The sequence below is a fragment of the Aeromonas media genome, from assembly GCF_000819985.1.
Taxonomy (GTDB): Bacteria; Pseudomonadota; Gammaproteobacteria; order Enterobacterales; family Aeromonadaceae; genus Aeromonas; species Aeromonas media.
Genome location: NZ_CDBZ01000017.1, coordinates 543 through 25,590, shown reverse-complemented (window position 1 = coordinate 25,590; position 25,048 = coordinate 543). Strand labels below are relative to the sequence as shown.

Annotated in this window: 21 protein-coding genes; 9 read left to right on the top strand and 12 right to left on the bottom strand. The window is 62.4% G+C overall.

The window, feature by feature from the left end; translation table 11 throughout:
• The 5 genes from BN1127_RS01835 to BN1127_RS01815 all read right to left on the bottom strand — a co-directional run.
• On the bottom strand, window positions 1-1,739 hold a 1,739-nt coding region (locus BN1127_RS01835; RefSeq protein ID WP_042648277.1), incomplete at its 3' end, for a gluzincin family metallopeptidase.
• A gap of 35 nt (window positions 1,740-1,774) precedes the next feature.
• Entirely contained in the window at window positions 1,775-3,817 is a 2,043-nt protein-coding gene (locus BN1127_RS01830) for a prolyl oligopeptidase family serine peptidase (protein WP_042648276.1), read from the bottom strand.
• Window positions 3,817-5,967, bottom strand: coding sequence for a TonB-dependent hemoglobin/transferrin/lactoferrin family receptor (locus BN1127_RS01825; RefSeq protein WP_042648275.1), 2,151 nt, complete (start codon window positions 5,965-5,967; stop codon window positions 3,817-3,819). The genes BN1127_RS01830 and BN1127_RS01825 overlap by 1 nt, the downstream gene beginning before the upstream one ends.
• Window positions 5,968-6,227: 260 nt before the next feature.
• Window positions 6,228-8,075 carry a DUF3413 domain-containing protein gene (locus tag BN1127_RS01820; RefSeq protein WP_042648274.1) on the bottom strand — a complete coding sequence of 616 codons (1,848 nt, stop codon included), beginning with the start codon at window positions 8,073-8,075 and terminating at the stop codon, window positions 6,228-6,230.
• Between the two features lie 43 nt (window positions 8,076-8,118).
• Window positions 8,119-8,346 carry a YejL family protein gene (locus BN1127_RS01815; RefSeq protein WP_011705556.1) on the bottom strand — a complete coding sequence of 76 codons (228 nt, stop codon included), beginning with the start codon at window positions 8,344-8,346 and terminating at the stop codon, window positions 8,119-8,121.
• Between the two features lie 73 nt (window positions 8,347-8,419).
• Here BN1127_RS01815 and yejK point away from each other — a divergent pair, with 73 nt between their 5' ends.
• The 5 genes from yejK (at window position 8,420) to BN1127_RS01790 (ending at window position 14,896) form a co-directional block, all read left to right on the top strand.
• A complete protein-coding gene (yejK, locus tag BN1127_RS01810; RefSeq protein ID WP_042648273.1) occupies window positions 8,420-9,481 on the top strand; it encodes a nucleoid-associated protein YejK in 1,062 nt (353 codons plus the stop codon).
• A gap of 396 nt (window positions 9,482-9,877) precedes the next feature.
• Window positions 9,878-11,059 (top strand): maltose/maltodextrin ABC transporter substrate-binding protein MalE, encoded by a 1,182-nt coding sequence (gene malE / locus BN1127_RS01805; RefSeq protein ID WP_005328161.1) that lies wholly within the window; start codon window positions 9,878-9,880, stop codon window positions 11,057-11,059.
• 75 nt (window positions 11,060-11,134) lie between these two features.
• Complete coding sequence (gene malF / locus BN1127_RS01800) at window positions 11,135-12,787, top strand: maltose ABC transporter permease MalF (protein WP_042648272.1); 1,653 nt, start codon at window positions 11,135-11,137, stop codon at window positions 12,785-12,787.
• A gap of 12 nt (window positions 12,788-12,799) precedes the next feature.
• Complete coding sequence (malG, locus tag BN1127_RS01795; protein WP_025326477.1) at window positions 12,800-13,690, top strand: maltose ABC transporter permease MalG; 891 nt, start codon at window positions 12,800-12,802, stop codon at window positions 13,688-13,690.
• A 69-nt stretch (window positions 13,691-13,759) separates the two neighbouring features.
• The gene (locus BN1127_RS01790; RefSeq protein ID WP_005328154.1) at window positions 13,760-14,896 is read left to right on the top strand and encodes an ABC transporter ATP-binding protein; all 1,137 of its coding nucleotides are present in this window, start codon (window positions 13,760-13,762) and stop codon (window positions 14,894-14,896) included.
• A gap of 108 nt (window positions 14,897-15,004) precedes the next feature.
• Here BN1127_RS01790 and ppk2 read toward each other — a convergent pair whose 3' ends face one another.
• Window positions 15,005-15,820 carry a polyphosphate kinase 2 gene (ppk2, locus tag BN1127_RS01785; RefSeq protein WP_042648271.1) on the bottom strand — a complete coding sequence of 272 codons (816 nt, stop codon included), beginning with the start codon at window positions 15,818-15,820 and terminating at the stop codon, window positions 15,005-15,007.
• Between the two features lie 240 nt (window positions 15,821-16,060).
• Between ppk2 and BN1127_RS01780 the strand changes: the two genes are divergently transcribed.
• Window positions 16,061-16,867 carry an alpha/beta fold hydrolase gene (locus tag BN1127_RS01780; RefSeq protein WP_042648270.1) on the top strand — a complete coding sequence of 269 codons (807 nt, stop codon included), beginning with the start codon at window positions 16,061-16,063 and terminating at the stop codon, window positions 16,865-16,867.
• 70 nt (window positions 16,868-16,937) lie between these two features.
• Here the strand turns inward: BN1127_RS01780 and BN1127_RS01775 are convergent, their stop codons facing one another.
• From BN1127_RS01775 to BN1127_RS01765, 3 genes are all read right to left on the bottom strand, one after another.
• Window positions 16,938-17,747, bottom strand: a complete 810-nt coding sequence (locus tag BN1127_RS01775; protein ID WP_042648269.1) for a MipA/OmpV family protein — start codon at window positions 17,745-17,747, stop codon at window positions 16,938-16,940.
• Between the two features lie 185 nt (window positions 17,748-17,932).
• The gene (locus BN1127_RS01770; RefSeq protein ID WP_042648268.1) at window positions 17,933-19,003 is read right to left on the bottom strand and encodes an AI-2E family transporter; all 1,071 of its coding nucleotides are present in this window, start codon (window positions 19,001-19,003) and stop codon (window positions 17,933-17,935) included.
• A gap of 80 nt (window positions 19,004-19,083) precedes the next feature.
• Complete coding sequence (locus BN1127_RS01765; protein ID WP_042648267.1) at window positions 19,084-19,326, bottom strand: sulfurtransferase TusA family protein; 243 nt, start codon at window positions 19,324-19,326, stop codon at window positions 19,084-19,086.
• Window positions 19,327-19,456: 130 nt separating this feature from the next.
• Between BN1127_RS01765 and bepA the strand changes: the two genes are divergently transcribed.
• Complete coding sequence (gene bepA, locus BN1127_RS01760) at window positions 19,457-20,911, top strand: beta-barrel assembly-enhancing protease (RefSeq protein WP_365838908.1); 1,455 nt, start codon at window positions 19,457-19,459, stop codon at window positions 20,909-20,911.
• A gap of 70 nt (window positions 20,912-20,981) precedes the next feature.
• Here bepA and BN1127_RS01755 read toward each other — a convergent pair whose 3' ends face one another.
• A complete protein-coding gene (locus tag BN1127_RS01755; protein ID WP_042648265.1) occupies window positions 20,982-21,461 on the bottom strand; it encodes a TlpA disulfide reductase family protein in 480 nt (159 codons plus the stop codon).
• 58 nt (window positions 21,462-21,519) lie between these two features.
• On the opposite strand from BN1127_RS01755, the gene arsC reads away from it, so the two are divergent.
• Together arsC and BN1127_RS01745 are read left to right on the top strand one after the other, a co-directional pair.
• Window positions 21,520-21,870, top strand: coding sequence for an arsenate reductase (glutaredoxin) (gene arsC / locus BN1127_RS01750; RefSeq protein ID WP_042648264.1), 351 nt, complete (start codon window positions 21,520-21,522; stop codon window positions 21,868-21,870).
• Window positions 21,867-22,247, top strand: coding sequence for a DUF2069 domain-containing protein (locus tag BN1127_RS01745; protein WP_005327633.1), 381 nt, complete (start codon window positions 21,867-21,869; stop codon window positions 22,245-22,247). Before arsC ends, BN1127_RS01745 begins: the two co-directional genes overlap by 4 nt.
• Before the next feature lie 75 nt (window positions 22,248-22,322).
• Here BN1127_RS01745 and BN1127_RS01740 read toward each other — a convergent pair whose 3' ends face one another.
• Entirely contained in the window at window positions 22,323-23,657 is a 1,335-nt protein-coding gene (locus tag BN1127_RS01740) for a metal-dependent hydrolase family protein (RefSeq protein WP_042648263.1), read from the bottom strand.
• Window positions 23,658-23,840: 183 nt separating this feature from the next.
• Window positions 23,841-24,461: an acyl carrier protein phosphodiesterase gene (locus tag BN1127_RS01735; protein ID WP_042648262.1), complete on the bottom strand. Its 621-nt coding sequence runs from the start codon at window positions 24,459-24,461 to the stop codon at window positions 23,841-23,843.
• Window positions 24,462-25,048 lie beyond the last annotated feature (587 nt).

Genomic DNA, 25,048 nt, shown 5'->3' with positions numbered 1-25,048 from the left:
AGGCTGGCACCGGCCGCCAGGGTGGTTGCTGACCAGGCCAGGGGATCGGCCTGCAAGCCGGCGGGCAGGGACAGGGTCAGGGCGTTGAGGGTCACCGGGGTGCTGCCGGCGTTGCTGAGGTCCAGCTGCACCGACTGACGCTGCCCCAGCGCAAGAGCGCTGCCCTCGGCCAGAGCGACGTTGACGGGGGCCTGCAGCAGGCCGTGCTGGCGAAACGCCTGCTCCAGATGGCGGGCATAGGAGCGCGCCGGATAGAGGCGCGCCGCCGTGTCCACGGTAATGCGGGCCAGCTGCGGCATGCGGATGGCGGGCCCCAGGTCGAAGTGAGACTCGATGACGAGGCGATCGAACTCGTCCCGCGCCCCTTCCCCGTGCTCGGCCACAGACGCCAGCAGGGCCTGGAACAGCGGGGTGCCCCACAGCTGATCCCCGTTGCTGCCGTTGATGGTGCGGTGGGCCGGGTAGTTGTAGTCCGGGTGGTAGCGGGCCCGAGCATCGTCCAGCTGGCGCGGGGTGCGGTCGGTGAAGCGGGCATCCCAGTTGAACACCATGGCGGGCTCGAACTGGCGGCCCGCCTCGCTGCGCTGGCGATGGCTGGCGGCCAGGAAGTCGCCGAAGCCCTCGCCGATGGCGCCCCAGTCCCCCTCTTCCCCGAGATCCGGCACTATGTGGTGCTGCACCCCGTGGCCGAACTCGTGCCAGATCACCATGGGATCCTCGGCATCGGGGACGCCGCTGCGGCCCAGCTCCAGCCTGCGCTCGAACGGATCGTAGAGGGAGTTGTCCTGGTAGCCTGCATCCGTGTCGACGTCGAGGGCGCCGGGGATGAGGTCGGTGAAGCCGAGGGCCTTAAGGTGGCGCTGGGCGAGATCCAGGTGGTAGTAGGCGTTGATGTCGGCAAAGCCCGGGTCGTCCCGGGTCAGGCGAAAGGCCTGCTGGTTGTCCGCCTGGTAGGTGGCTGTGGTGGGCTCGATGGCATCCACCACCCTGGCATGGGGGCCACTCAGCACATAGTCCGAGCCCTGCAGGCTGACCGGCAGGGAGACCTTGTCCTGATAGGCGCCATCCGCCAGCACCAGGGCCTCGTGCCAGACCAGGCTGGCGTCTTGCAACTGGGTGCGAGGATCGGGATCGAACACCCGCGTCAGGACGCGCTGATCCCCCGCATCCGGGGTACGCAGCGCCTGGGTGCTCGCCTGATCGCCCCAGCGGCCGAGCTCGCGATCCCCCTCGCAACTGGCAAACCGCTGGACCCGGGTGGCCTTGGCATTGCCCTCCTTGTGCTCGATCACCCGCTGGCGCAGGGCCGGCACCAGGGTGTCGCCGTCGCGCCAGTACCAGGCTTCGACCTGTCCCAGCGGGTCTATCCGGCTGCCGTCGGCGCGCAGCTGGTCCAGCAGGGGATCCAGGCTGGTGCTGGCATCGCAGCCGGGCGCGGCGCTCTGCAAGGGGCGCAGATTGTGATAGAGGCGCCAGGGTCTGCCGGCGCCGTCTATGCTGACGGCGGCCTGGGTGGTGGCCACCGGCAGGCCGTTGACCAGCATGCGGAAGCTATGGTGATGGCCGAGCAGGCTGGCCCTGTCGTAGTCGGGAGCAAGCGTCACGCCGAGGCGCTGCTCCAGCCAGGCCTGGGGCGTGGTGGTCAGGGGGGGCTCATCGACAAACTGCAGCTCGGCCGCCAGCAGGGGCTGGGGGAGCAGGGTTGCCGCCAGCCAGAGGGCCAGGGAGGAGGGTTTCATGGGTGACTCCAAAACAGAAAAGGTGAATGCGGACATCAGTGACGGACCCCAGCCAGAGAGAGCAGGAAGGCATATTCACGGGCAGCCTTCTGCTGCGCGGTGCCCGCACTGGCGAGATGGCCGCCGTCGAGTTCGGTGTGCAGCAGATAGGGACCGGCACCTGTGCTGTGGGCCCGCAGGCGGGCCAGCCACTTGAGCGGCTCCCAGTAGGGTACCTGGCTGTCGTGCAGCCCGGTCGTCACATAGAGGGGCGGGTAGGGGGCCGAGTGAAGGTTGTCGTAGGGGCTCAGGCGGCGCATGGCCGCATAGTCGGCCGGGATGGCCGGATTGCCCCACTCCCCGTACTCCTGGCGGGTGAGGGGCAGCTCGGGATCCTGCATGGTGCCGAGCAGGTCGACGAAGGGGACCTGCAGCACGGCCCCGGCGAAGCGGGTCGGTGCCTGATTGAGGGCCGCCGCCACCAGCAGGCCGCCGGCGCTGCCCCCCATGGCGAACAGCCGGTCGGGATCGATGGCGGGATCCCGGGCCAGGCTCTCTGCCACCGCCAGGAAATCGTCCACGCTGTGTTGCTTCTGCCGGCCGCGACCCTCCTTGTACCACGCCTCCCCCAGCAGGCCCCCGCCGCGCACATGGGCGATGGCGTAGACGAAGCCGCGATCCAGCAGGCTCAGCACCTGCGGCTGATAGTAGGGACGCATGGGGGTGCCATAGGCGCCATAGCCGTAGAGCAGCAGCGCCTTGGGCGCAGTGATCTCTTTGCGCCATACCAGGGAGACCGGCACCCGGACGCCATCCTTGCCCACCACCCAGCGCCGTTCGCTCTGATAGAGGGGGTTCGCGACCGGTTTGTCAGCGGCTTGCCATTGACCGGAGGCGAGATCCAGCCAGCGCTGGTGCGGCGCCTCGGCCATGCCCTGGCGGCGGATCAGGATCTGCTGGCTGGCGGGATCATGGGCCCCCTGGATCCAGGCCGTGCCCGCCCCGTCGGTGAGCGGGAGGCTGTGGGTCAGCTTGCCCTCTGCATCCAGCACATCGAGCCAGTCGTCCCCTGCCTTGCGGTATTGCAGCACTGTGTGGCGGGCAAACAGGCGCCACTTCTCGAGCTCCCGGCCCTCGCCGGACCAGAGGGGCTGCCAGGAACCAGCCGCCAGGCTCGTCAGGCTGGGCGCCTGATAAAGTCCCATGGCCCCGTCCCGGTTGCTCTTGACAAGCACCCTGTCCCCCTGGGTATCCAGATAGTATTCGAGCCCATGTTCACGGGCCCTGAGCAGGCTCGGGCCGCCCTCATCCAGCAGGTATTGCTCCGAGCCGTCGTGGTTGTTGCTCTGCAGCACCAGGTGGCGGTTGTCCGTGGTGCGATAGAGGCTGAGCAGCCAGGCGGGATCGGCCTCCTGGTGCACCAGCGCCTCCTTGCCGGCCTGCCAGGCCCACAGCTGCCAGGGACGAAGGGTATGGCGCTCGTTGGCGATGGTGTAGAGGGTCTTGCCATCCAGGCTCCAGAGCAGATCGCTGGCCCGGTGGGGCAGGGTCGCAACCGTCTCGCCACTCTCCAGATCCAGCACTGTGATGCGGTAGTCCCTGTCCCCACGGCTGTCTTCGGCCAGGGCAAGCAGGCGGCCATCCGGGTGCAGGGCCCAGGCGGCGATCTCGTAGTAACCCTCGGCGGGCTGACGGGGGGCCAGCCGCTGGCGGGAGGTAGAGCGGGCGTCGCTGCGCTGCCACAGGCTGCCGTCCGACTCCATGCGCCACTGACTGCCCGCCTGAGTCAGCCACTCCTCTGGCAGGGGCTCGCCCCGCTCCCTGGCCTGCCACTCGCCTTGCAGCGTTGTTTCGAGGGGTTGTTGGGCGGCGAGTTGCTCGTCGGTCCAGCGATTCTGCTCGCGCAGCAGCGCCAGCAGCTCGGGGGAGCGGCGGCTGTCGTCACGCCAGCCGCCATAGGGATCGAGGCGGGCTATCTCCCCCTTCATCAGTTGTGGACGCTCGGAGATAAGGGGCGCTGCCTCCTGGGTTGCCCCAGGAAGCGGGGCGGCAGGGGCCGGGGTGGCCAGCAGGCTGGCCAGTACAAACAGGCTGTGCATCAGATCCCCACGAAGGTGTAGCGCAGGCTGGCACTCAAGGTGCGCCCGCTCTGGGTGAAGAGGGAGGCGTCGGTACCGGCTTCCAGCCCGGCCACGTCCTGATAGCGGGTGTAACGGGTGTCGAACAGGTTATCGAGCTTGAGGTTGACCTTGAGGGCATCGGTGATCAGCCAGTCCGCCGTCATGGCGAGACTGAACCAGCCCGCGCTGGTGAGGCAGGCATCCTGGCTCTTGGTCAGGCTGTTGCCGCAGGTGGGCACTCTGTCCATGGCCGCGGCGTAGTCCGCCTGCACCCCCAGGCTCCAATCATGGGTCTGGTAGCTCAGGCGAGTGTTGCCCTCCAGCGGGGTCAGAGTGCGCAGCGCCTCGCCCTGGCTGTCTTCCCCGTCGACCCAGCCGAGCTTGGTGGCCAGCTCCCACTCCTGGGTCAGCCAGTAGCTGGCGGCGATTTCCGCGCCCCAGGTCTCGGCCTTGGCCACGTTGCGGTACTGGCGCAGGATGACGCCGTCACTCAGGCGCAGCCCCACCTCGCGCCAGTCGATGAAGTTGTTGTAGCGGTTGTAGAAGAGGGCCGGCTTGATGCTCCAGTTGTCCCCCTCGCCGCTGAGCCCCCACTCAAAGCTGTGGCTGGTCTCCTCCTTCAGATCCGTGTTGGCGATGATCTGGAATGGCGGCAGGGCGAAGTAGTGGGGAATGTTGCCGTAGACCTTGTCGTAGGAGGGGGCCCGAAAGCCGTTGGCATAGCTGAGCCAGCTGCGCCACTGCTCGTTGACGCGGTAGCTGGTGGCAAGACTCGGGGAGAGATGCCAGCTGTGGTTCTCGCCCTGGTTGCCATCTTGCGGGCGCAGCCACTGGTGATCCATGCGCAGGGTGGGGGTGAACTGCCACCGGCCCAGGGTCGCCACATCGCCGAGCCAGACGCCGGCCCGGTCGGTGCGGGCACTGCTGAAGGGCTCGGACTGGCTGGGCTGGGGCACTCCCGCCTCCAGGCTCAGCTTCTCCACCGGCCGCTCGTGGCGGGTACGCTCCAGCTCGACGCCGTAGCTCAGCTTGTGGGCGATGTCGCCGGTGACGAGATCCCGGCGCACGTCCAGCTCGCTGCCGACCCTCTCTTCGGTGAAGGTGGAGAGCTCCCGCTCGCTGCGGTAGCGGGGATAGCCGCTCAGCAGGTCGTTTTGCAGCAGGCTGCGCTTGTTGGCGCTGTTCTTGGAGTGGTTGCCATAGAGGCTCCAGGTGAACTGATCCGCCAGCAGACTGCCGAGATCGCTCGCCTCCCAGCCAAGCTTGCCCCCCTGGGTGCGCTGGCTGCCCTGCTCGTGGTATTGACGCACCTGCCACTTGCCGTCGGGCTGGGGCACTTCGCGCGGCCCCTGATCCCGCTCCGCGTTGTCCTCGAAGTAGTCGAGCTCCAGGCGCAGCAGGTGGTGATCGTTTAACGGGAAGCGGGAGCTGGTGGAGGCGCTGAGGCCGTCCAGATCCGCCGGGATGCGGCTCTCGTCATAGTTGGCGGTCTCGTGCCCCTGCCAGCCGGAAACCCGCAGCAGGTGCTCGCTATCCAGTACCCGGGCGGCGCCGGTGGCGCTCAGCTTCTGCTTGTTGCTGCTGCCGTCCTGCAGCACCTTGCTGCCGAGATAGGCATCCTGCCCCTGCAGGTAGTCCTCCGGCTGCTTGGTGGAGATGACTATGGTGCCGCCGATGGCGTCGGAGCCATGGAGGGAGGAGCCGGCACCCTTGGCGACCTCTATCTGCTTGACGTCATCGAGATCGAAGCTGAAACGGCCCACCTTGTCGTTGAGGTCGTCGGCGCCGAAGCCGTCGCTGACCCGCACCCCATCCTTGATGATGAGCACCCGGTTGCCGCCCATGCCGCGGATGATGATGTTCTGCGGCCGACCGGCGGAGCCGGTCACCGAGACCCCGGGTTCGTTCTTGAACACGTCGGTGAGCTCGGTGGCGACCTGGCGATCCAGATCGTCTTGTGTGATGACGGTGATGGAGCCTGATACATCGGACAGCTTCTGCTCGATGCGTTGTCCCTTGACCACTATGGTCTCGTGGGCCCTGGGTTCGGGATCTGTCCCGGCGGGATCGCTGGCGGCCAGGGCTGTACCGGACAGCAGCATGGGCCAGTAGTGAAGCAGTGTTTTCATTGTTGATAATGATTTTTATTTAAGACTGAAGGGCGCGGATTATTGCAGATGAATCCCTTCGCTTCAATAATTGATAATCATTATCATTTTGGTTTTATAATCTTGATCGGACTGAGTTTTTTGAGAGATGAATCAGTAGTTGCAGGGCATACGTTTGTGAAGGGCGCTGACCGGGGGAGGGGAAGTGGAGTGTCCCGCCTGGATCTTGAGACAATAAAAAGCCCGCCGAGAAGGCGGGCTGGCTGGAGGCGTGCGAGCACCTATGGGGTGCGATAGAAGCGGTTGAGCTCGTTCATCACCTGGATCATGGCCCCCATGTCCGGGGTGCCGTGCTTGATGGGGCGATAGGTGGCGCGATCCAGCAGTTCGAAGTCACCCTGCTTGTTGAACTGGGTGATGGTGTTGTCCTGATAGATGGCAAAGTCATTCTGATCGCCGGCCAGCAGCCAGTTGCGCGGGCTGGTGTCGAACAGGCTGCGCCCCGTGCTGTAGTCCCGAGGGGGGTTGCGTACCCCCAGCATGCCCTTCATCAGGGTCGGCACCAGATCCAAGTGGCTGCTTGCCTGCTCCTGTGGCTGGCTATCGATCCCAGGCCAGGCGAGTACCAGGGGAACCTGCACCTGATAGGGGGAGTAGTTGCTGCCATAGCCCCAGCTGTTGCTCTGGGTTTCGTTGAACTCCTGGCCGTGATTGGAGGTGATGACGACTATGGTCTGCTCGCCGAGCCCCTGCTGCTGCAGCTGGGAGAGCATCTGCTCCAGCAGTTGGTCGGTGTAGAACACCGAGTTCTTGTAGCGATTCTCCAGCTTTTGCAGGTTCTCGGGTCTATAGGCGGTGGCCGGGTTGAACCGGGTCAGCTCGGGCTGGAAGGGGCCCTTGAGGCTGGCGGGCACCTGATAATCCCCCGGGCTCGAGAGATAGACCAGAGAGAACCAGGGTCTGTCCGTGGTGCGTGTGCCAAGCCACTGCTGCCAGTCGCCAATGAGGCGTGTATCGTCGGTCTGGCGGGAGACAAACACCTGCTTGCGCAGGCCGGCGAGCAGGCTCTGCTGATATTGCTGGGCATCTTCCAGCGCACCGAACAAGCCAAACTGGTAGTCCTGGCGCAGCATCTCGTCGAACAGCACCGGCGGGCGCTTGTCGGCACGGATATCGCCATAGTAGTGGCCCGGCAGCCCGTAGAAGAGGCTGAACATCCCCATGGCGTCATCGTTGCCGCCACTCATGTGGTTGGCAAAGTTGAGGTGTTGATCCGCATAGCGCTGCAGATTGGGCATGTTGATGTTGTTGAGCATGTCGGCCCGCAGGGAGTCGACCACCACCACCAGCAGGTTCTTGTGCTCGGCCGGGGCACTCACGCTGAGGGGGCGCAGGGGGTAGAGCAGGCGATGCTCGGCGCTACCCTGGTTCTCGGCCTTCTTCTCATACTGCTCGAGATCGAGCCAGCCATGCTTGGCCAGGAAGCTTCTGGCTGTCATGGGGTAGGAGAGCGGGAAGTTGGCGCGCTGCATGGTGATGGGCTGATACAGGGTTGCATCGGCCCAGCTGTTGACCAGGTGAGTCAGCATGAAGCAGACCAGCAGGGCCAGCCCCACCTGATTGCCGTACTGGCGGCGTTTGCGCTTGTTGATCTTGCGCCACACATAGGCCGACAGCAATAGTTGCAGCAGGAAGATGGTGGGCACGGCGACGAAGATGATGCTCCAGATAGAGCCCTCTTCGGTCTGGGCCTGATCCAGCAGCAGTTGCCACACCTGGCCATTCAAGTGGAACTTGAACAGCTGGAACACCTGGGTATCGATGAGCAGCAGCACCTGCGCCAGGGTGGCGATGATGGCCGAGATGAAGCGCAGCGGCTTCTCCCTGGGCAGCACGAAGCTCAAGGGGAAGACGGTCAGCAGATAGGTGACGAAGCTCAGGAACGAGAAGTGACCTATCCAGCTGATGATGAGATAGGTGACCCCGAGCGTGGTCGATGGCCAGCTGATGGAACCCAGATAGCGGGTCGCGATCAGCATGGCCAGAATGATGTTGAAGAAGGAGAACCAATGCCCCCAGGTGATCAGGCGAGAAACGTTATCACGATAGGGGTTGCCGGTTTCGACCATAATGATCCATCTGCTTGAAAAACATCAAAGAATGCGAAGAAACTCAGTGAGCATCGTGGCGATGATCCACCGAGGCGGTGAGCGCCTGGATGTACTTCTCGGTGATCGCCTGACGCTGGGCCGGGGCCATACCGTTGATGATGTTGGTGGTCAGGTTGCCAAGCACCATGAGACTGAGATCCACCGGCGCCTTGTGTTTCTCCAGGGCGGTGATCAGGTCGTTCATCAGGGCGTCAAACTGCTCGTTATTGTACTTTGATACGATGGGCATAATCTTGGGTTCATCTCGGTTCAAAGCGCCTTATAATACTTCACCCTTTCGGCTAACACTATGGCTTTGTGACATGAGTCTCGATATCGACAAGATCATTCTTCACTCCCTGCGCGCCGGCAATGACGGTCAGCCGCACGCCGATACCCGCAGTCAGACTCTGCCTGCCGACGAGGCGGTGCAAGGGCTGATGGCAGAACTGCATCGCATCTACAACGGCAAGGGTGGCAAGGGCTTCGGCTTCTTTGCCGACCCGGAAGCCGACGTCGCCGAGCTGGCAGAAGGTGAAGAGGCTCCCAGACAGCCGTCACCGGCCTTTCGCATCGCCCTCGAACAGCTGCTTGGCGAGCAGACCGAATTCGTCCCCTTTTCTATTACCCTGACCCAGATGCTGGTCAAGCAGCTGGTGGAGCACGCCTTGGACGAGCAGGGCGTGTTGCTGATTGCCAAATACAACTATGTCGGGGTCGATTACCTGATGATCGCCCTGCTGGAGGGCAAGGAGAGCGTCACCGTCAGTGAGGCGCTGGACCTGCGCCACATTCATTATCTGGATATCGGCAAACTCAACCTGGTGGCCCGCATCGATCTGACTGAGTGGAAAACCCAGCCGGACTCTCGCCGTTATATCACCTTCAGCAAGGGGCGGGTCGGCCGCAAGCTGGGGGACTTTTTCATGGACTTGCTGGGTGCCCGTGAGGGCATGGATGCCAAGGTACAAAATAAAGGCTTGCTGCAGGCGGTGGACGATTACTGCGACAGCCGTCAGCTCGAACCCGCCGAGCGCAATGATTACAAGAAACAGGTCTTCAAATATTGCACCGAACAGGCCAGCGCCGGTGAAGAGATCGAGATCAAGGAGCTGTCGGCGGAGCTCTCCGCAAAAGATGCGGGAGGTGGCGACCTCGATTTTTACAGCTTCATCGGTCAGGAATACGAGCTGGAGGAACGCTTCCCGGCGGACAGATCCACCCTGCGTGGCCTGACCAAGTTCGTCGGTTCCGGTGGCGGCCTGACCTTGAGCTTCGAGCAGAAGCTGTTGAACAGTCGAGTGTTTTACGATCCCCAGACCGACACGCTGACCATCCGTGGTGTGCCGCCCAACCTCAAGGATCAGCTGCTGCGCCAGTCATAATGTGATCTACTCGCCATTTCTGGCAAAAAGGCATCGGAGTCCGCTCCGATGCCTTTTTATTTAAGGGGGAGATGAACTTGGAATCCGGCTTGGTACTTTTGTTAACACATTAAACAAAATAATGGAGATGAAAGGGTTTTCATTGAGGTGAAACCCCTTTCATTGGTGTAAATTTATTTCTTTTTGGTAATTGGTTTTCTGTGCAAGGCCAAAAATATGGCGATAAATCCCGATAAGTCGCTGAAATAAGAAAATGTTTTCATAACTTTCTGGAAGAAAATACGTAATTGCATTTCAAAAATGCGAGGCGTGTCATGTGAGGCGTTGCAGGCTTGGGATAATATTCATCTCGCACACAATGCTCTTACAGCGCGGAACTAATACAAGGAAAGGCTCATGAAAAAGAAATTGCTGTCATCCCTGATCGGTCTGGCTACCCTGGGTGTGGCTTGTTCAGCCACTGCTGCGATTGACGAAGGTCAGCTGACCATCTGGATCAACGGTGACAAGGGCTACAACGGCCTGGCCGAAGTAGGCAAGAAGTTCGAAGCCGAGACCGGCATCAAGGTGACCGTCGCTCACCCGGATCAGGTAGAAGTGAAGTTCCAGCAAGCCGCCGCCACTGGCAACGGCCCGGACATCTTCTTCTGGGCTCACGACCGTTACGGTGAGTGGGTCAAGGCCGGTCTGCTGGTGCCCGTGACGCCGAACGCCGCCACCAAGGCCAAGTTCGAGCAGTTCGCCTGGGACGCCATGGCTGTCGATGGCAAGACCTATGGCTACCCGGTCGCGGTGGAAGCCGTCAGCCTGATTTACAACAAGGATCTGTTGCCCAATCCGCCGAAGACCTTCGAAGAGATCGCCAAGATCGACGAAGAGATGAAGAAAAATGGCAAGCGCGCCATCATGTGGGCCTATGACACCCCCTACTTCAGCTACCCCCTGGTGGCTGCCAACGGTGGCTATGCCTTCAAGAAGACCGCCACCGGTTATGACGTGAAAGACACCGGCGTTGCCAACGCGGGTGCCAAGGCGGGCGTCGGCTACATCTCCGAGATGATCAAGTCCGGTCACCTGGAGAAGGGCATCGACTACGGTGTCATGGATGCCAAGTTCAACAAGGGCGAAGTGGCCATGATGATCAACGGCCCCTGGGCCTGGAGCAACCTGGACAAGAGCGGCATCAAGTACGGCGTAGCGCCGCTGCCGACCCTGAAGGGTAATCCGGCCAAGGCCTTCGTCGGCGTACTGGGTGCCACCATCAACGCCGCCAGCCCGAACAAGGATCTGGCCATCGAGTTCCTCGAGAACTACCTGCTGACCGATGCCGGTCTGGCACCGGTGAACGCCGACAAGCCGCTGGGTGCCGTGGCGCTGAAGTCCTTCCAGAAGACTCTGGAAACCGACCCCAACATCAAGGCCACCATGCAGAACGCCCAGAATGGCGAGCCGATGCCGTCCGTGCCTGAGATGAGCCGTTTCTGGTCTTCCTTCGAAACTGCCCTCAAGAACGTCACCTCTGGCCGTCAGAGCGTTGACGAAGCCCTGGATACCGCTGCCAAGCGCATCGTCCAGTAAGCACGCACTACCGGGGAGGCCGCAACGGCCTCCCACTCTCTCCAATCTCTTTTGGCGCAATAAAGGTTAATTGGCATGGAAGTAGTACCTTCTATTGAATCCTATGCCGGTCCGAAGAAAGACAAGTACGTCTGGCTGAAGTGGACCATGGCGGCACTGATCGCAGTGCTTAATGGTTATGCGGCCGTGATGATGTATGCCAGCGGCGAGTGGGTGTTTGCCCTGCTCGATCTGGTGGTCGTTTCCGTCGGTCTCTATGTCTTCATGAACAAGAAGACCTATGCCCACCGCTATATTTTCCCCGGTGTGGCAGGCATGGTTGTTTTTATCATCTTCCCTCTTGCCTACACGATCGGCATCGCCTTCACCAACTATTCGGGGTCCAACTTGCTCTCCCTCGAGCAGGCACGGGATTTCCATCTGAAAAAAATCTATAAGGTGACCGGCGGTGAATTCGATTTCACCCTTCTGGGTGGTGAGAACAATCAGTTTCAGCTGCTGCTGCAACAGGACGACCAATCCTTTATCAGTCAACCCCTTACCTTGCTGAACAACAAGTCACGTGAACTGGCCGTCCGTGAGGGCCGGGTTCATGACGAGCCGCAGGTTGTTCAGTTGCAACCCCTGAACGGGGAAGCGATCGACCAGGCGGCACCCATCCGTGCCATCGTCGATCATCGTACTCACCTGAGTGCTCTGGATCTGGTGCTGCCCGAAGGCAATATTCACCTGACCCTGAGCAGCCTGCGCAAGTTCGCGGCGCAAAAGCCCCTCTACACCCAGCTGGTGGACGGAGCCGTGCTCAAGTCCGGTGTCGTTATCAAGGACGGCAACCTGCTGCGTGACAACCAGAGTGGCGAGCTGATGCTGCCCAACGGCGATACCGGCTTCTATCAGTACATCGATGCGGAAGGTCATTTCGTTGGCAAGGGCATAGCCCCGGGCTTCGTGGTGAGCGTGGGCTGGAAGAACTTCGTACGCATCATGACAGACCCGGGTATCCAGGGTCCCTTCATGCAGATCTTCGTCTGGACCGTGATCTTCTCCGCCTGCTCCGTGGCCTTCACCCTGGCCATCGGCATGGTGATGGCGTGTCTGGTGCAGTGGGAGCAACTCAGGGGACGCGGTTTCTACCGGGTCATGCTGATCCTGCCCTATGCGATACCGGCGTTCATCTCCATCCTGGTGTTCAAGGGCTTGTTCAACCAGAACTTTGGCGAGATCAACCTGTTCCTGGAAGCGGCGTTCGGCATCAAGCCGGACTGGTACACCACCCCCTTCCTGGCCAAGGTGATGATCCTCATCGTCAACACCTGGCTCGGCTATCCCTACATGATGATCCTCTGCATGGGGCTGCTCAAGGCCATCCCGGAAGATCTCTATGAGGCATCCGCCATGGACGGTGCGGGTCCGGTACAGAACTTCTTCAAGATCACTGTGCCGCTGCTGATGAAGCCGCTGACGCCCCTGTTGATTGCATCCTTTGCCTTCAACTTCAACAACTTCGTGCTTATCCAGTTGTTGACGAACGGCGCGCCGGACATCATAGGGGCCAGTACCCCGGCCGGGACCACGGATCTGCTGGTGAACTACACCTACCGGATCGCGTTCCAGGGCTCGGGTGGTCAGGACTACGGTCTGGCCAGTGCCATCGCCACCGCCATCTTCCTGATCGTCGGCGCGCTTGCACTGCTCAACCTGAAATTGTCCAAAGCGGACAAGCTGTAAGGAGGCTTCTCAATGGCTATCGTACAACCCAAATCAGTGAAATACCGGGTGTGGGCAACCCACCTGGTCATGTGGGGCTTCCTCGCACTGATCATCTTCCCGGTGATCATGGTTATCGCCATCTCGTTCCGTAACGGCAACTTCTCGGTGGGGGAGATCATCCCCTCCAATCCGACTCTGGATCACTGGAAGCTGGCGCTCGGCATGTCCATCACCAACGCCGATGGCAGCATCACGCCGCCACCGTTCCCGGTGCTGACCTGGCTGTGGAACTCCATCAAGATCGCGGGCATCACCGCCCTGATGATAGTGGTGCTCTCCACCACCTGTGCCTATGCGTTTGCCCGCCTGCGGTTCCGTGGCAAGCAGACCATCTTGCAGGGGATGCTGATCTTCCAGATGTTCCCGGCGGTGCTGGCACTGGTGGCCATCTATGCGCTCTTCAACAAGATTGGTGACTACATCCCCTGGCTGGGTCTGAACACCCACGGCGGCCTGATCCTGGCCTACATGGGCGGCATCGCGTTGCACGTGTGGACCATCAAGGGCTACTTCGAGACCATCGACTCCTCCCTCGAGGAAGCGGCGGCCATCGATGGTGCGACTCCCTGGCAGGCATTCAGGTTGATCCTGCTGCCCCTGTCGGTGCCCATCCTGGCGGTGGTGTTCATTCTGGCCTTCATCGGTTCCATCACCGAGGTGCCCGTGGCCTCCATCCTGCTGCAGGATGTGAACAACCTGACCCTGGCGGTCGGTGCCCAGCAATACCTCTATCCGCAGAACTATCTGTGGGGTGACTTCGCCGCAGCCGCCGTGTTGTCCGGTCTGCCCATCACTGTCGTCTTCCTCATGGCGCAGCGCTGGCTGGTGGGTGGCCTCACCGCGGGCGGTGTGAAAGGTTAAGGTTAATGGCCGGGGGAGCAGGCTCCCCCGGCCGTCACGATTTGCAAAGATTCAAGAGCGGAGCTCGTCATGGCTGAAGTAGTACTCAACAACGTTCGCAAAAACTACGATCCGGCGGTCCACAAGGACACGCTGCGCAACATCAACCTCGCCATCAAGGAAGGGGAGTTCATCGTCTTCGTCGGCCCGTCCGGTTGCGGCAAATCCACTCTGCTGCGGATGATCGCAGGGCTGGAAGACATCACCAGCGGTGAGCTGACCATCGGCGGTCGTTACATGAACGACGTGCCGCCGGTGGAGCGCAACGTGGGCATGGTGTTCCAGTCCTACGCCCTCTACCCGCACATGAACATCTACGAGAACATGGCCTTCGGTCTGAAGCTCAAGAAGATGGACAAGGAGAACATCCACAAGCGGGTAATGCGTGCCGCCGAGATCCTGGGGCTCGAGCCCCTGCTGGACAGAAAGCCCAAGGCCCTCTCCGGCGGTCAGCGCCAGCGGGTGGCCATCGGCCGTTCCATCGTACAGCAGCCGCAGGTGTTCCTGTTCGATGAACCCCTGTCCAACCTGGATGCCGCCCTGCGGGTCAAGATGCGCATCGAGATCGCCAAGCTGCACAAGGAGCTCAACTCCACCATCATCTACGTGACCCACGATCAGGTGGAGGCCATGACCCTGGCCAACCGCATCGTGGTGCTGAGCCCGCTCAAGGGTGAGGCGACCACCAACCTGGAGCAGTTCGGCACCCCGCTTGAGCTCTACCACAACCCGGACAACAAGTTCGTGGCGGGCTTCATCGGCTCCCCCAAGATGAACTTCCTGGCGGGCGAGCTGCTGGAGATAGGCGAGCAGGAGTGCGTGATCAAGCTGACCTCCGGCGACACCGTGCGTGCCCGGGTCGATGCCCGCAGCGGCGCGGTCGGTGACAAGGTGGAGCTGGGCATTCGTCCCGAGCACCTGGTACCGCTCGATCATGCCCATGCCGACAGCAAGGTGAGCGGCGTGGTGCAGGTAGCCGAGCACCTGGGTGCCGAGTCCTTCGTCTACATGGACGTGGATGGTCACGATTTCACCGTCAAGGCCAGCTCGGACGTGGACGTGGCCACGGGTCAGGAGTACAGCGTCGGCATTCCGGCGGAGGCTTGCTACCTGTTCGATGCCAAGGAGCAGGCGTTCCCCCGTACCGCCAGATATATCCGTACTTGATGATTTTTTTGCGTTGGTTTTCTTTAGTATTCAATGCCTTTTTGCCGGTCGAAAGACCGGCTTTTTATTGCCTGTCGTTTCGGTAATCGAGCCGGCAGGGCGCAAGGTTCAGGCTTCGAGATCGGCGGTGATGTCGGGCACGAAGGTCTGGCTGGTCAGGGGCGGGCGCTCATAGCCCTCGGTCTTGATGGGGGGCAGGGTGATGGGCTCGTAATGGATCGCCTCGTAGGGCACCTTGCCGAGCAGGTGGGCGATGCAGTTGAGGCGGGCGCGGCGCTTGTCGTCGGCATCGACCACGAACCAGGGGCAGTCCTCGGTATCCGTGTAGGTGAACATGTCATCCTTGGCGCGCGAATACTCCACCCAGCGGGAGCGGGATTGCAGGTCCATGGGGCTGAACTTCCAGCGCTTGATGGGGGTGTTGATGCGCTCCTTGAAGCGCTTCTCCTGCTCTTCGTCGCTGACCGAGAACCAGTACTTGATGAGGGTGATACCGGAACGAGTCAGCATCCGCTCGAACTCGGGGCAGGCACGCAGAAACTCGCGGTATTCGGCGTCGGTGCAAAACCCCATCACCCGCTCCACTCCCGCCCGGTTGTACCAGGAGCGATCGAACAGTACCATCTCGCCCGCCGACGGCAGGTGGGCGGCATAGCGCTGGAAGTACCACTGGGTGCGTTCCCTGTCCGAGGGGGCTGGCAGGGCGGTGACCCGGCAGACCCGAGGATTGAGCGGCTCGGTGATCGCCTTGATGACACCCCCCTTACCGGCGGCGTCGCGCCCCTCGAACAGCACCACCACCTTGAGTCCCTCCTGCTTGACCCATTCCTGCAGCTTGACCAGTTCCTCGTGCAGGCGGGCGAGGCTGTGCTCATAGGTTTTCTTGTCCAGGCGCGGGCGTTTCTTGCTCTTTTCCTTCTGCATGGTCTTCTCCTGTTCGAGTCCTTTCTGTGGGTTGCCCCAGCTTGCCCCAGGGAGGCGCCACTGCCAAGGCCGACGTGTTACACTGCCGCCCCATCGCTGGCAGCAAGACAGAAGAAAACATGAGGCAATGTATGGCGATTGATACTGCCGCCTCATCAGCCGCTGGCAATCGAAAAAACATGAGGCAATGTATGGCGATTGATACTGCCGCCTCATCAGCCGCTGGCAACAGGAGATAACATGAAGCATTTTATGGAGATAGCGGGTCGCCGCATGGCCTATCTGGACGAGGGGCAGGGCCCTGTGCTGCTCTTTGGCCACAGCTATCTGTGGGACAGTGCCATGTGGGCGCCGCAAGTCGAGGCGCTCAAGGGCAGCTATCGCTGCATCGTGCCCGAGCTGTGGGGCCACGGTGATTCCGACGTGCTCCCTGACGGTGGTTGCACCCTGGCAACCCTGGCCCGGGATCACCTGGCACTGCTCGATGCCCTCGACATCGAACAGTGCGTGCTGGTGGGACTCTCCATCGGCGGCATGTGGGGCGTGGAGCTCGCGCGCATGGCCCCGGCGCGGCTCAAGGGACTGGTGCTGATGGATACCTTCGTTGGCTGGGAGCCCCAGATCCCCTGTGAGCGCTACCTCGGCATGCTGGCGATGATAGAGCAGCTGGGAACCTTGCCTGCCCCCGTCATCGAGCAGGTGGCGCCGCTCTTCTTCGCCCATGAGCCGGATCCCGCCCTGATGAGCGGCTTCAAGGTGCGGCTCGCCCAGTGGCCAGCGGACCAGGTGGCGAGTCTGGTGGCGGTGGGGCGCAGTTTCGTGACTCGGGAGGATCGCATCGAGTGGCTCGAAGAGATGGCGATGCCGAGCCTGGTGATGACAGGCTGCGAGGACAAGGCGCGCCCGGTGCTGGAGGGCTATCTGATGGCCGAGGTGCTGAACTGCCCCTTCAGGGAGATACCGGGTGCGGGCCACATCTCGACCCTGGAGAACCCCGAGTTCGTCAACCGGACGCTGGCCGAGTTCCTGGCCGGGTTGCAAGGGTGATGCATTGCCCGATAGCACAAGAAAAGGAGCCATGGGCTCCTTTTCTGTTATTCAGTCCTGCCGGATGGGGTTACCAGATATAGCCCACGCCGAAGCCGGCGTAGAGTTCCCCATCGTGCTGGACGATGGGGCTGTTGGCGATGTCGTCGTCGTAGCGTTCGTAGTTGGCGGCAAACATGCCGATCCAGTGGGGGCTGAAACGGTAGCTGGTGATGATGGCCACCATGGGGGAGAGGGTGGTGCCCGTGTCCCACGCCGGGCGCAGCCCCGTGGCCTCGCCCCCCGAGACGCCGCCAAAGTAGTAGTTCGCCATCTTGTCGCTGCGGATCATCATCCCCATGCCGGGCATGATGAGCAGCTTGTCCCGCAATATGGGGAAGTCGGCCCACAATAGCAGCTCCTGGCCGTTGCTGCGCCCGGTCACGTCCGTGCTGAGGCGGGTGCTGAGCAGGGCGTAGGGGGTGATGAGGCTGGCGCCGACGCCCCCTTCCAGCTGCCACTTGCGCTGCTCCATGCCCGTGAGTTCGGGGGCATCGTCCGGGTCGAGATTGCCAAAGCGCACCCTGCCGTAACCGTAGGCGGCGAAGTTGTCATCCTTGTGGAAGTAGTAGCGGGCCCTGTCTCCGAGGAACATGAACTGATCGCCGAAGTAGACGGCACCCGGCACCGCCAGGGCCGTGTCGTCCTGCCCCTGATAGCGGGCATCGCCACCGATGACGGCACCGCCCAGCACCAGCCCCTTGGGCACCGGGCTGGTGGGGCTGTCCTGCACGAAGATATCGAGGGAGCCGAGATCGACCTCGGCCCGGGCCGGGGTGGCGAACAGCAGGGTCAGGAGCGCGCCAAGGGCGGCGCGGTGCAGGGGGCGAACAGGGGGCATGGACTGATCCTTCAGAGTCGGGGCTGGCAGAGCATACTGCCGATGACCTTGTCAGTGAAGCCTGTTTTTATTTGAAATTCAAGTCGATAGCGTCATGGTGTCCCGCCTGGATTCAGGCGGGAACGGAGTCTGTGGTCGACGAGATCGCGGCAATAACAGAAAAGAGGTGGCGGCTTCTCCCGTCATCAGGGGGCGGGGCGGGGAAGATCGTCCCGTTTGGGCCAGGCGTTGAGCACCGCTTTCACCAGGGTTGCCAGGGGAATCGCGAAGAAGACGCCCCAGAAGCCCCAGAGCCCGCCGAACACCAGCACGGCGATGATGATGGCCACCGGGTGCAGATTGACCGCCTCGGAGAAGAGCAGGGGTACCAGCAGGTTGCCGTCGAGGGCCTGAATGACCAGATAGGCCACCATCAGCCAGGCGAAGTCCGGGGTCAGTCCCCACTGGAACAGGGCCACCATGGCGACGGGCACGGTCACCGCCACGGCCCCAATGTAGGGGATGAGCACGGAGAAACCGACCGCCACCGCCAGCAGCACCGAGTAGCGCAGCCCCATCAGGGCGAAGGGCACATAGGTCGCCACCCCGACGATGAGGATCTCGATCACCTTGCCGCGGATGTAGTTGATGATCTGGTCGTTCATCTCCACCCAGACCCGGTTGACCAGGGTGCGGTTGCGGGGCAGGAAGCGGCGCAGGCCGCCCATCAACACCTGCTTGTCCTTGAGCATGAAGAACACCATCAGGGGCACCAGGATGGCGTAGATGAGGATGGCCACCACGTTGATGAGGGAGCTGAGCGAAGCGCTCACCAACTGCTCGCCGCCTGCCAGGATACGCTGGCGGATGTTGTCGATGATGGTCTCGACCAGGCTGACGTCGATGATCTCCGGGTACTTTTCCGGCAGGGTGCGCACAGCGTCCTGGGCATGGGCCAGCATGGACGGCGCCTCCTTGGCGAGGTTGACCCCCTGGCTCACCAGTGTGGGAATGAGGCCCAGCACCATCAGGGTGGTCACCGTGATGAACAGCAGCAGCACCAGGCTGGTGGCGAAGGTACGGGAGAGCCCGGTGCGTTGCAGCCGGCTGACCGGCCACTCCAGCAGGTAGGCCATCACCACGGCCACCAGCAGCGGCGCCAGCAGATCGCCAAACAGCCAGAGCACCGCGAAGCAGAACACCAGCAGCAGGAACAGGGTGACGGCATCGGGGTCGGAAAAACGGGTCTGATACCAGCGCTTCAATACATCTAACATCGAGGCTTCCTTGGTTTATCGGGTCATGGCGATGGAAAGGGTCGATCCGGTGTTGGTCCATATCATGGGCATTGGCACCATCATGATGGCCGGTTTTGGACGACGAGCCGCAGGGTGAGAGCTGCGTCTGACTCCTGCAGGCGCTGCACCTGATGGCCCTGCCGCAGCAACCAGGCCGGAATGTCTTGGCGGGAGCCGGGATCCTTGAGCAGGATCAGCAGGGATTGACCGGCCCGGGCGCCGCGCAACCAGAGCTTGAGCCGGATCAGCGGCTCCGGGCAGCGCCAGGGGGTCAGGTCGAGCTGTTCCCAGTGCGGTTCCATATCGGGGGAGGCTCCATGGTGCGTGATGGCCGTCATTATGGCCGCGATGGGAGGGCGAAACAACGCTTGTAGGCCTTGATGGGCAAGGGTATTCTGCCCCCGAGCACTTTCTGATGGAGATAGAAACACAGTGGCCCGCTTTTCCCCCTTGATGGCATCACTTCCCCTGCTGGTCTCCCTGATGGGTGCCACCTTCCATGCCCAGGCGAACAACCAGTTGCCCGACATCGGCACCGCCGGGGTCGCGGCCCTGCCCATCGAGCAGGAAGTGCGCTATGGCAACGCCTTCATGCGGTTCGCCCGGGCGGGCTTGCCCATCATCGATGATCCCGTGCTGAACGAATACATCGACGATCTGGGTCAGCGATTGCTCACCAATGCCGACGGGGTACGTTTCCCCTTTACCTTCTTCCTCATCAACGATCCCAGCATCAACGCGGCCGCCTTCCTCGGCGGGCGGGTCAAGGTGCACACCGGCCTCTTCCTCTACGCCGACAGCGAGAGCGAGCTGGCCTCGGTGCTGGCGCACGAAATCACCCACGTGACCCAGCGCCACATCGCCCGTTACATGGAGGCGCAGGCGAGCAGCTCGGCCATGACCCTGGCTGGCTTGGTAGGCTCCATCGCGCTCGCGGTGATCAACCCCACCGCCGGTATCGCCGCGCTGCAGACGACCCTCGGGCTCTCCATGCAGTCGGCCATCAACTATACCCGTGACAACGAATACGAGGCGGATCGCATCGGCATGAAGACGCTGTATGACGCCGGTTTCGATCCCATGGGCATGGCCAACTTCTTCCAGAAGCTGGCGGCGGAGTATCGCTACGCCAGCAAGCCGCCCGAGATGCTGCTCACTCACCCCCTGCCCGAGACCCGGATCAGCGAAGCCCGCGCCCGGGCGGGCAGCTATGGCCGCCGAGCCTTGCCCCCCAGTCTCGACTTCTGGCTGGCCAAGGTGCGCATCCAGGTGCGTTATGGCACCGAGAGCCCCCAGGCGCTGCTCACCTATTTCGACAGCCGCCTGCAGAAGGGGGACTACCCTCTCAAGGACGCCGCCACCTATGGCAAGGCGCTGGCCCTGTTGCAGCTCAAGCGCACCGACGAGGCCGATACCCTGATGCAGGGGCTGGCCGCCCGCCATCCGGAAGATCTGTTCGTGGTGGATGCCCTGACCGACATCGATCTCGCCAAGGGGCGCAGCGCCCAGGCCATTGCCCGGCTGGAGCGCTTCCGCACCCGGATGCCGGACAACGAGGTGGTAGTGGTCAACCTCGGCAACGCCTATCTGGAAGGGGGTAATTACCAGAAGTCCATCGCCATCCTGGACCCCTATGCCCGGGAGCACGACGAGAACAGCCTGGCCTGGAACCTGCTGTCGGACGCCTATCGCAAGGCGGGACGGATGACGGATCTGCACATGGCACGGGCGGAGACCCTCTCCCTGCGCGGCGACTACCAGGCGGCCATCGACGAGCTGATCGTGGCCCGCGGCACCACCAGCGACAAGCTGACCCTGGCCCGCATCGAGGCGCGCATCACCCAGCTGGAGCGGGCGAAGAAGGATCTGGACAGCCTGAAGGGCTAGTCCGGCTCACCGCTCCTGTGACGAAACGGGGTGCACCAGCGATGGGGCACCCCGTTTCGTCATGGGGCCATCAGGGCTGTGCTGCAGCCCAGGCTCTGAGGTCGGCGAGCCTGTGTTCATCTATCTCTCCCACCAGTGTCTCCTGCAACCGGCCCTCGCCATCGAGCAGGTAGCTGGTGGGCAGCGCGCCGGGTCTGGGGAAGGGGAGGCTGGCTTCATCGAGGGGCACCATCAGGGGGACGGCTATCTGATGGCGCCGGGCCAGCTCGGCCAGCTCACCGGGGGAGGCGGGATCATAGTTGATGGCGATCACTCCAATCCGCCCCTCCCGGTGCAGCGCCGCGAGCAGGGGCATCTCCCGCAGACAGGGGGCGCACCAGGGGGCGAAGTAGTTGACCAGCAGCGGCTTGCCCGCCAGGGCGCTCAGGCTGATGCTCTTGCCCGTCTCGTCGGTGAAGTCGGGCGCCGGGCTGCAGGCCCCCAGCAGGGTCGCCACAATCAGCCAACAGATTCGTTTCATTTCCATATCCTTCCCGCTTACCCTGCCCATCCGTTTCCCCTACAATAGCGCCATTTGTTGTCCCATCTTGCAATATCAGGGAGTTACCATGAGCGAGACCCAAATCTATCACAACCCGCGCTGCTCCAAGAGCCGTGAAACCCTGGCCTTGCTGGAACAGCACGGAATAGCCCCGGAGGTGGTGCTCTATCTGGAACAGGCGCCGAGCGAAGACGATATCCGCACTCTGTTGAGCCAGCTCGGCTTCACCGATCCGCGCCAGCTGATGCGTACCAAGGAAGATCTCTACAAGGAGCTGGGGCTGGCCGAGATGAGCGGCGATGCCCTCATTCGCGCCATGCACCAGCATCCGAAGCTTATCGAACGCCCCATCGTCATCAAGAATGGTCAGGCCCGCATCGGCCGTCCGCCCGAGCAGGTGCTGGAGATCCTCCAGTGAGCACCCGCTTCGCCCGTCTGCTGACCCTGGTCGGCTTCTTCGGTCTGCTGGGCTGGGTCATCCTCTGGCATCTGTGGCTGTCACCCCATCCGGATCTCAGTCCCTGGCTGCTGCCGGTGATCTGGACGGTGCCGCTGCTCTTCCCCCTCAAGGGGATAGTGCAGGGCAACCCTTACACCCATGCCTGGGGCAACTTCGTGCTGATGCCCTACTTCCTCCACGCCCTCACCCTGATCACCACGGATGAAGGGGAACGGTGGCTGGCGGTGGTGGAGCTGGTGTTCACCACTCTGGCCTTCGTCGGCACCATCTATTACGCCCGCCTGCGCGGTCGTGAGCTGGGCCTGAGCATTCGCAAGAAGAAGGAAGATCGCTGAGCCGCTCTGCCGCTGGCAGTCGTGCAGCCCCCATCAAAAAGGCCCCTTTCGGGGCCTTTTTGTCATCCAGGGAGGTCAGAGCGTGTTCTTGTAGATCTTGCCGTCCTTCATGATCACCTTGAAGTGCTTGGCCGGATCGGCCACCAGGGAGAGATCCTTGAGTGGGTCACCGTCGATCAGCAGCAGATCGGCCAGCGCCCCGGCCTCCACCACGCCCAGCCTGCCCGGGTAGGGGCTGCGCGGGCCGGAGAGGGCCAGCAGCTCGGCGTTGTCATGGGTGGCCATCCTCAGCACCTCGGCAGGGGTATACCAGGTGCCCATCTTGGCCAGCATGGTACCCTGACTGGCGGCGGCCTGGGCGCTGAACAGGGCGTCGGTACCGAACGCGGTCTTGATGCCGTACTTCTTGGCCATGGCATAGGCGTGGTCGGTGCCCTTGTACATCTCAAGCTGTTTCAGACGGTTGGCCGAGCCCTCCGGGAAGGGGGACTTGCGATCGTCGGTGAAGGGTTGCAGGCTCCACCAGACCCCCTTCTCGGCCATCAGTCTGGCAGTGTCCTCGTCGAGCATCTGACCGTGGTCGATGCACTTGACGCCTGCCTCGATGGCCTGGCGCACCGCTTTCGGGGTATAGGCGTGTACGGTCACATAGGTGCCCCAGTTGTCGGCGGCCTCCACCGCGGCACGGATCTCCGGCACCGTGTACTGGGTCACATCGATGGGATCATAGTTGGAGGCCACACCGCCACCGGCCATCACCTTGATCTGGGAGGCGCCGAGGGCCAGTTGCTCGCGGGTGCGCTGGCGCACGGCATCCGGACTGTCGGCGACCATGGCCGCGTTGGCCCGCTCGCCGAAGGAGTATTGTCCCGCCAGTGCCGGCAGTTCGTTGGGCAGGCGGAAGTCGCCGTGGCCACCGGACTGGGAGATCATGGCGCCGGCCGGCCAGATACGCGGTCCATTGATCAACCCCATGTCGATCCCCTTCTTGAGGCCGAACACGGGGCCGCCGAGATCACGGGCACTGGTGAAGCCGCGCATCAGCATGTCGTTGGCCGCCCTGGTTGCCGCGACCGTGGTGAAGGTGACGTCGTTGGTCAGCACGGCAATCTGCGGCAGGGTGGCGAACATCAGGTGGGTATGGGCGTCGATGAGGCCCGGCATCAGGGTCTTGCCCTGGCCGTCGATGCGTTGCACTTCACCCTCCACCTTGATGCCGCCCTGGCTGATCCTGGTGATCAGGTTGCTTTCCACCAGGACGGAGGAGGGGGCGCTGAGGGCACTCCCCTTGCCATCGAAGATACGCACGTTTTCAAACAAGATGGCTGCATGAACCGGCTCGGTGGCGTGAACGGCACCACCGGCCAGGAGGGCGCCGCACAGGGCGCTACAGAATAATCGCAATGACATGAAGAGGTCTCCTTGGGTCTTGAGGGGGCTGAGTCTAGCCCAGCCGCGCCCGTTCAGCCTGAGCCCGGGCTGAGCGGCATCGCCAGTCTCCTCCCTTTTTGGGTGCCATAAAAGACCCAATCTGATCCAGCTTTCGTTTCCTCCCTTGCCCCGCCAGCCTTGTCTGAAACAGGATCAGGGCATCTAACCTAGGGGGCCGTGAGGATCCCTGGTGGCGCGGTAGTGGGCGAGCTGCCGCTCACTGAAGCAGATCAACGCGGGATAGAAGCGCAGAAACCCCCGTTCATACTCGTGCCAGCGGCCCTCATCCAGGGTATGGAGTGCCTCTCCCAGCAACAGGGGGCGACGCAGGCGGCGGCCGATGCCGTTGAGGGCCTGACTCAGCCCCTCCCGGTGCCGGTATGAGGCGATCCAGTCCTGCTCGGCCATCCGCCTGAGGGGCACCGGCAGGCCCTCCGGCAGACGGTGATGATCCGCCAGCAGTTGACCATAGCTCTGTTGCAGGAAGCGGGGCAGGGGTTGCGGGCTGAATTGCTGCCAGTGGCGACTCAGCCAGTGATCGTAGAGCATGTCCACCAGGATGCCGCCAAAGCGGCGCCAGGGGGCCTCGAAGCTGGCGACCGCCGCCCTGTGCTCGGGGTGGGCATCAGTGAAGGCATCTATCTTGCGGTGCAGCCAGATCCCCTCATCGAAGGGGGGCTCGAGACCCGTGGGCAGCGGCCCCTTGACGAAGTCTCCCAGCAGGTTGCCGGTGAGGGAGCTTCGGGTGTGGGCCGCCAGGTGAAGGTGCGCCAGGTAATTCATGGAATTGAGGTCGTTTTCAGGTCGATGACAAGGTGCTCAGAGCCTAGAGGATCCTGGTTCTGTTGGCCATGGTCAGAATTTTGCGATGGCCCTGCAAGCCCCTCTTGCAGGGCAAATTTGGGGCGTGCTAAGGTGGCTTTTATCTTTGTCACAGGACGCGACAAACCATCATGATGCGCAAAGCCAGAGGCTTCTTTCTGGCCTTCTACTTCAAGCCTTTCTACCTCTCCGAGTGGTTCGACGAATAGATCGAGGCCCCGGAGCAGCTTATTGACGCCCACCAATCATTGATACCCGTCGATCACTGATATCTGTCGATCATTGATACCTGTCGATCATTGATACCCATGGGGGCGTGATCTCGCTCATCCGCGTTTTGCCGTTTGTTGGCCATCGCCTGCCCAGGCTTGCGATGCCTTGACCGCGCCTGTGCGCTTTCTATGTAATGGAGTACTCATGATGAATACCAAACTGACCCTGTCAGCCCTGTTTGCTGCCTGCCTGCTCACCACCCCCGTCATGGCCAAGGAGTGGAAAACCGTGCGCTTCGGTGTGGAGGGCGCCTATCCTCCCTTCTCCTGGACCGA

Excerpts from the sequence above, each read along its gene's own strand:
- BN1127_RS01830 (WP_042648276.1), bottom strand. The coding sequence starts at position 3,817 with ATGCACAGCCTGTTTGTACTGGCCAGCCTGCTGGCCACCCCGGCCCCT.
- BN1127_RS01825 (WP_042648275.1), bottom strand. The coding sequence starts at position 5,967 with ATGAAAACACTGCTTCACTACTGGCCCATGCTGCTGTCCGGTACAGCC.
- BN1127_RS01820 (WP_042648274.1), bottom strand. The coding sequence starts at position 8,075 with ATGGTCGAAACCGGCAACCCCTATCGTGATAACGTTTCTCGCCTGATC.
- BN1127_RS01815 (WP_011705556.1), bottom strand. The coding sequence starts at position 8,346 with ATGCCCATCGTATCAAAGTACAATAACGAGCAGTTTGACGCCCTGATG.
- yejK (WP_042648273.1), top strand. The coding sequence starts at position 8,420 with ATGAGTCTCGATATCGACAAGATCATTCTTCACTCCCTGCGCGCCGGC.
- malE (WP_005328161.1), top strand. The coding sequence starts at position 9,878 with ATGAAAAAGAAATTGCTGTCATCCCTGATCGGTCTGGCTACCCTGGGT.
- malF (WP_042648272.1), top strand. The coding sequence starts at position 11,135 with ATGGAAGTAGTACCTTCTATTGAATCCTATGCCGGTCCGAAGAAAGAC.
- malG (WP_025326477.1), top strand. The coding sequence starts at position 12,800 with ATGGCTATCGTACAACCCAAATCAGTGAAATACCGGGTGTGGGCAACC.
- BN1127_RS01790 (WP_005328154.1), top strand. The coding sequence starts at position 13,760 with ATGGCTGAAGTAGTACTCAACAACGTTCGCAAAAACTACGATCCGGCG.
- ppk2 (WP_042648271.1), bottom strand. The coding sequence starts at position 15,820 with ATGCAGAAGGAAAAGAGCAAGAAACGCCCGCGCCTGGACAAGAAAACC.
- BN1127_RS01780 (WP_042648270.1), top strand. The coding sequence starts at position 16,061 with ATGAAGCATTTTATGGAGATAGCGGGTCGCCGCATGGCCTATCTGGAC.
- BN1127_RS01775 (WP_042648269.1), bottom strand. The coding sequence starts at position 17,747 with ATGCCCCCTGTTCGCCCCCTGCACCGCGCCGCCCTTGGCGCGCTCCTG.
- BN1127_RS01770 (WP_042648268.1), bottom strand. The coding sequence starts at position 19,003 with ATGTTAGATGTATTGAAGCGCTGGTATCAGACCCGTTTTTCCGACCCC.
- BN1127_RS01765 (WP_042648267.1), bottom strand. The coding sequence starts at position 19,326 with ATGGAACCGCACTGGGAACAGCTCGACCTGACCCCCTGGCGCTGCCCG.
- BN1127_RS01755 (WP_042648265.1), bottom strand. The coding sequence starts at position 21,461 with ATGGGCAGGGTAAGCGGGAAGGATATGGAAATGAAACGAATCTGTTGG.
- arsC (WP_042648264.1), top strand. The coding sequence starts at position 21,520 with ATGAGCGAGACCCAAATCTATCACAACCCGCGCTGCTCCAAGAGCCGT.
- BN1127_RS01740 (WP_042648263.1), bottom strand. The coding sequence starts at position 23,657 with ATGTCATTGCGATTATTCTGTAGCGCCCTGTGCGGCGCCCTCCTGGCC.
- BN1127_RS01735 (WP_042648262.1), bottom strand. The coding sequence starts at position 24,461 with ATGAATTACCTGGCGCACCTTCACCTGGCGGCCCACACCCGAAGCTCC.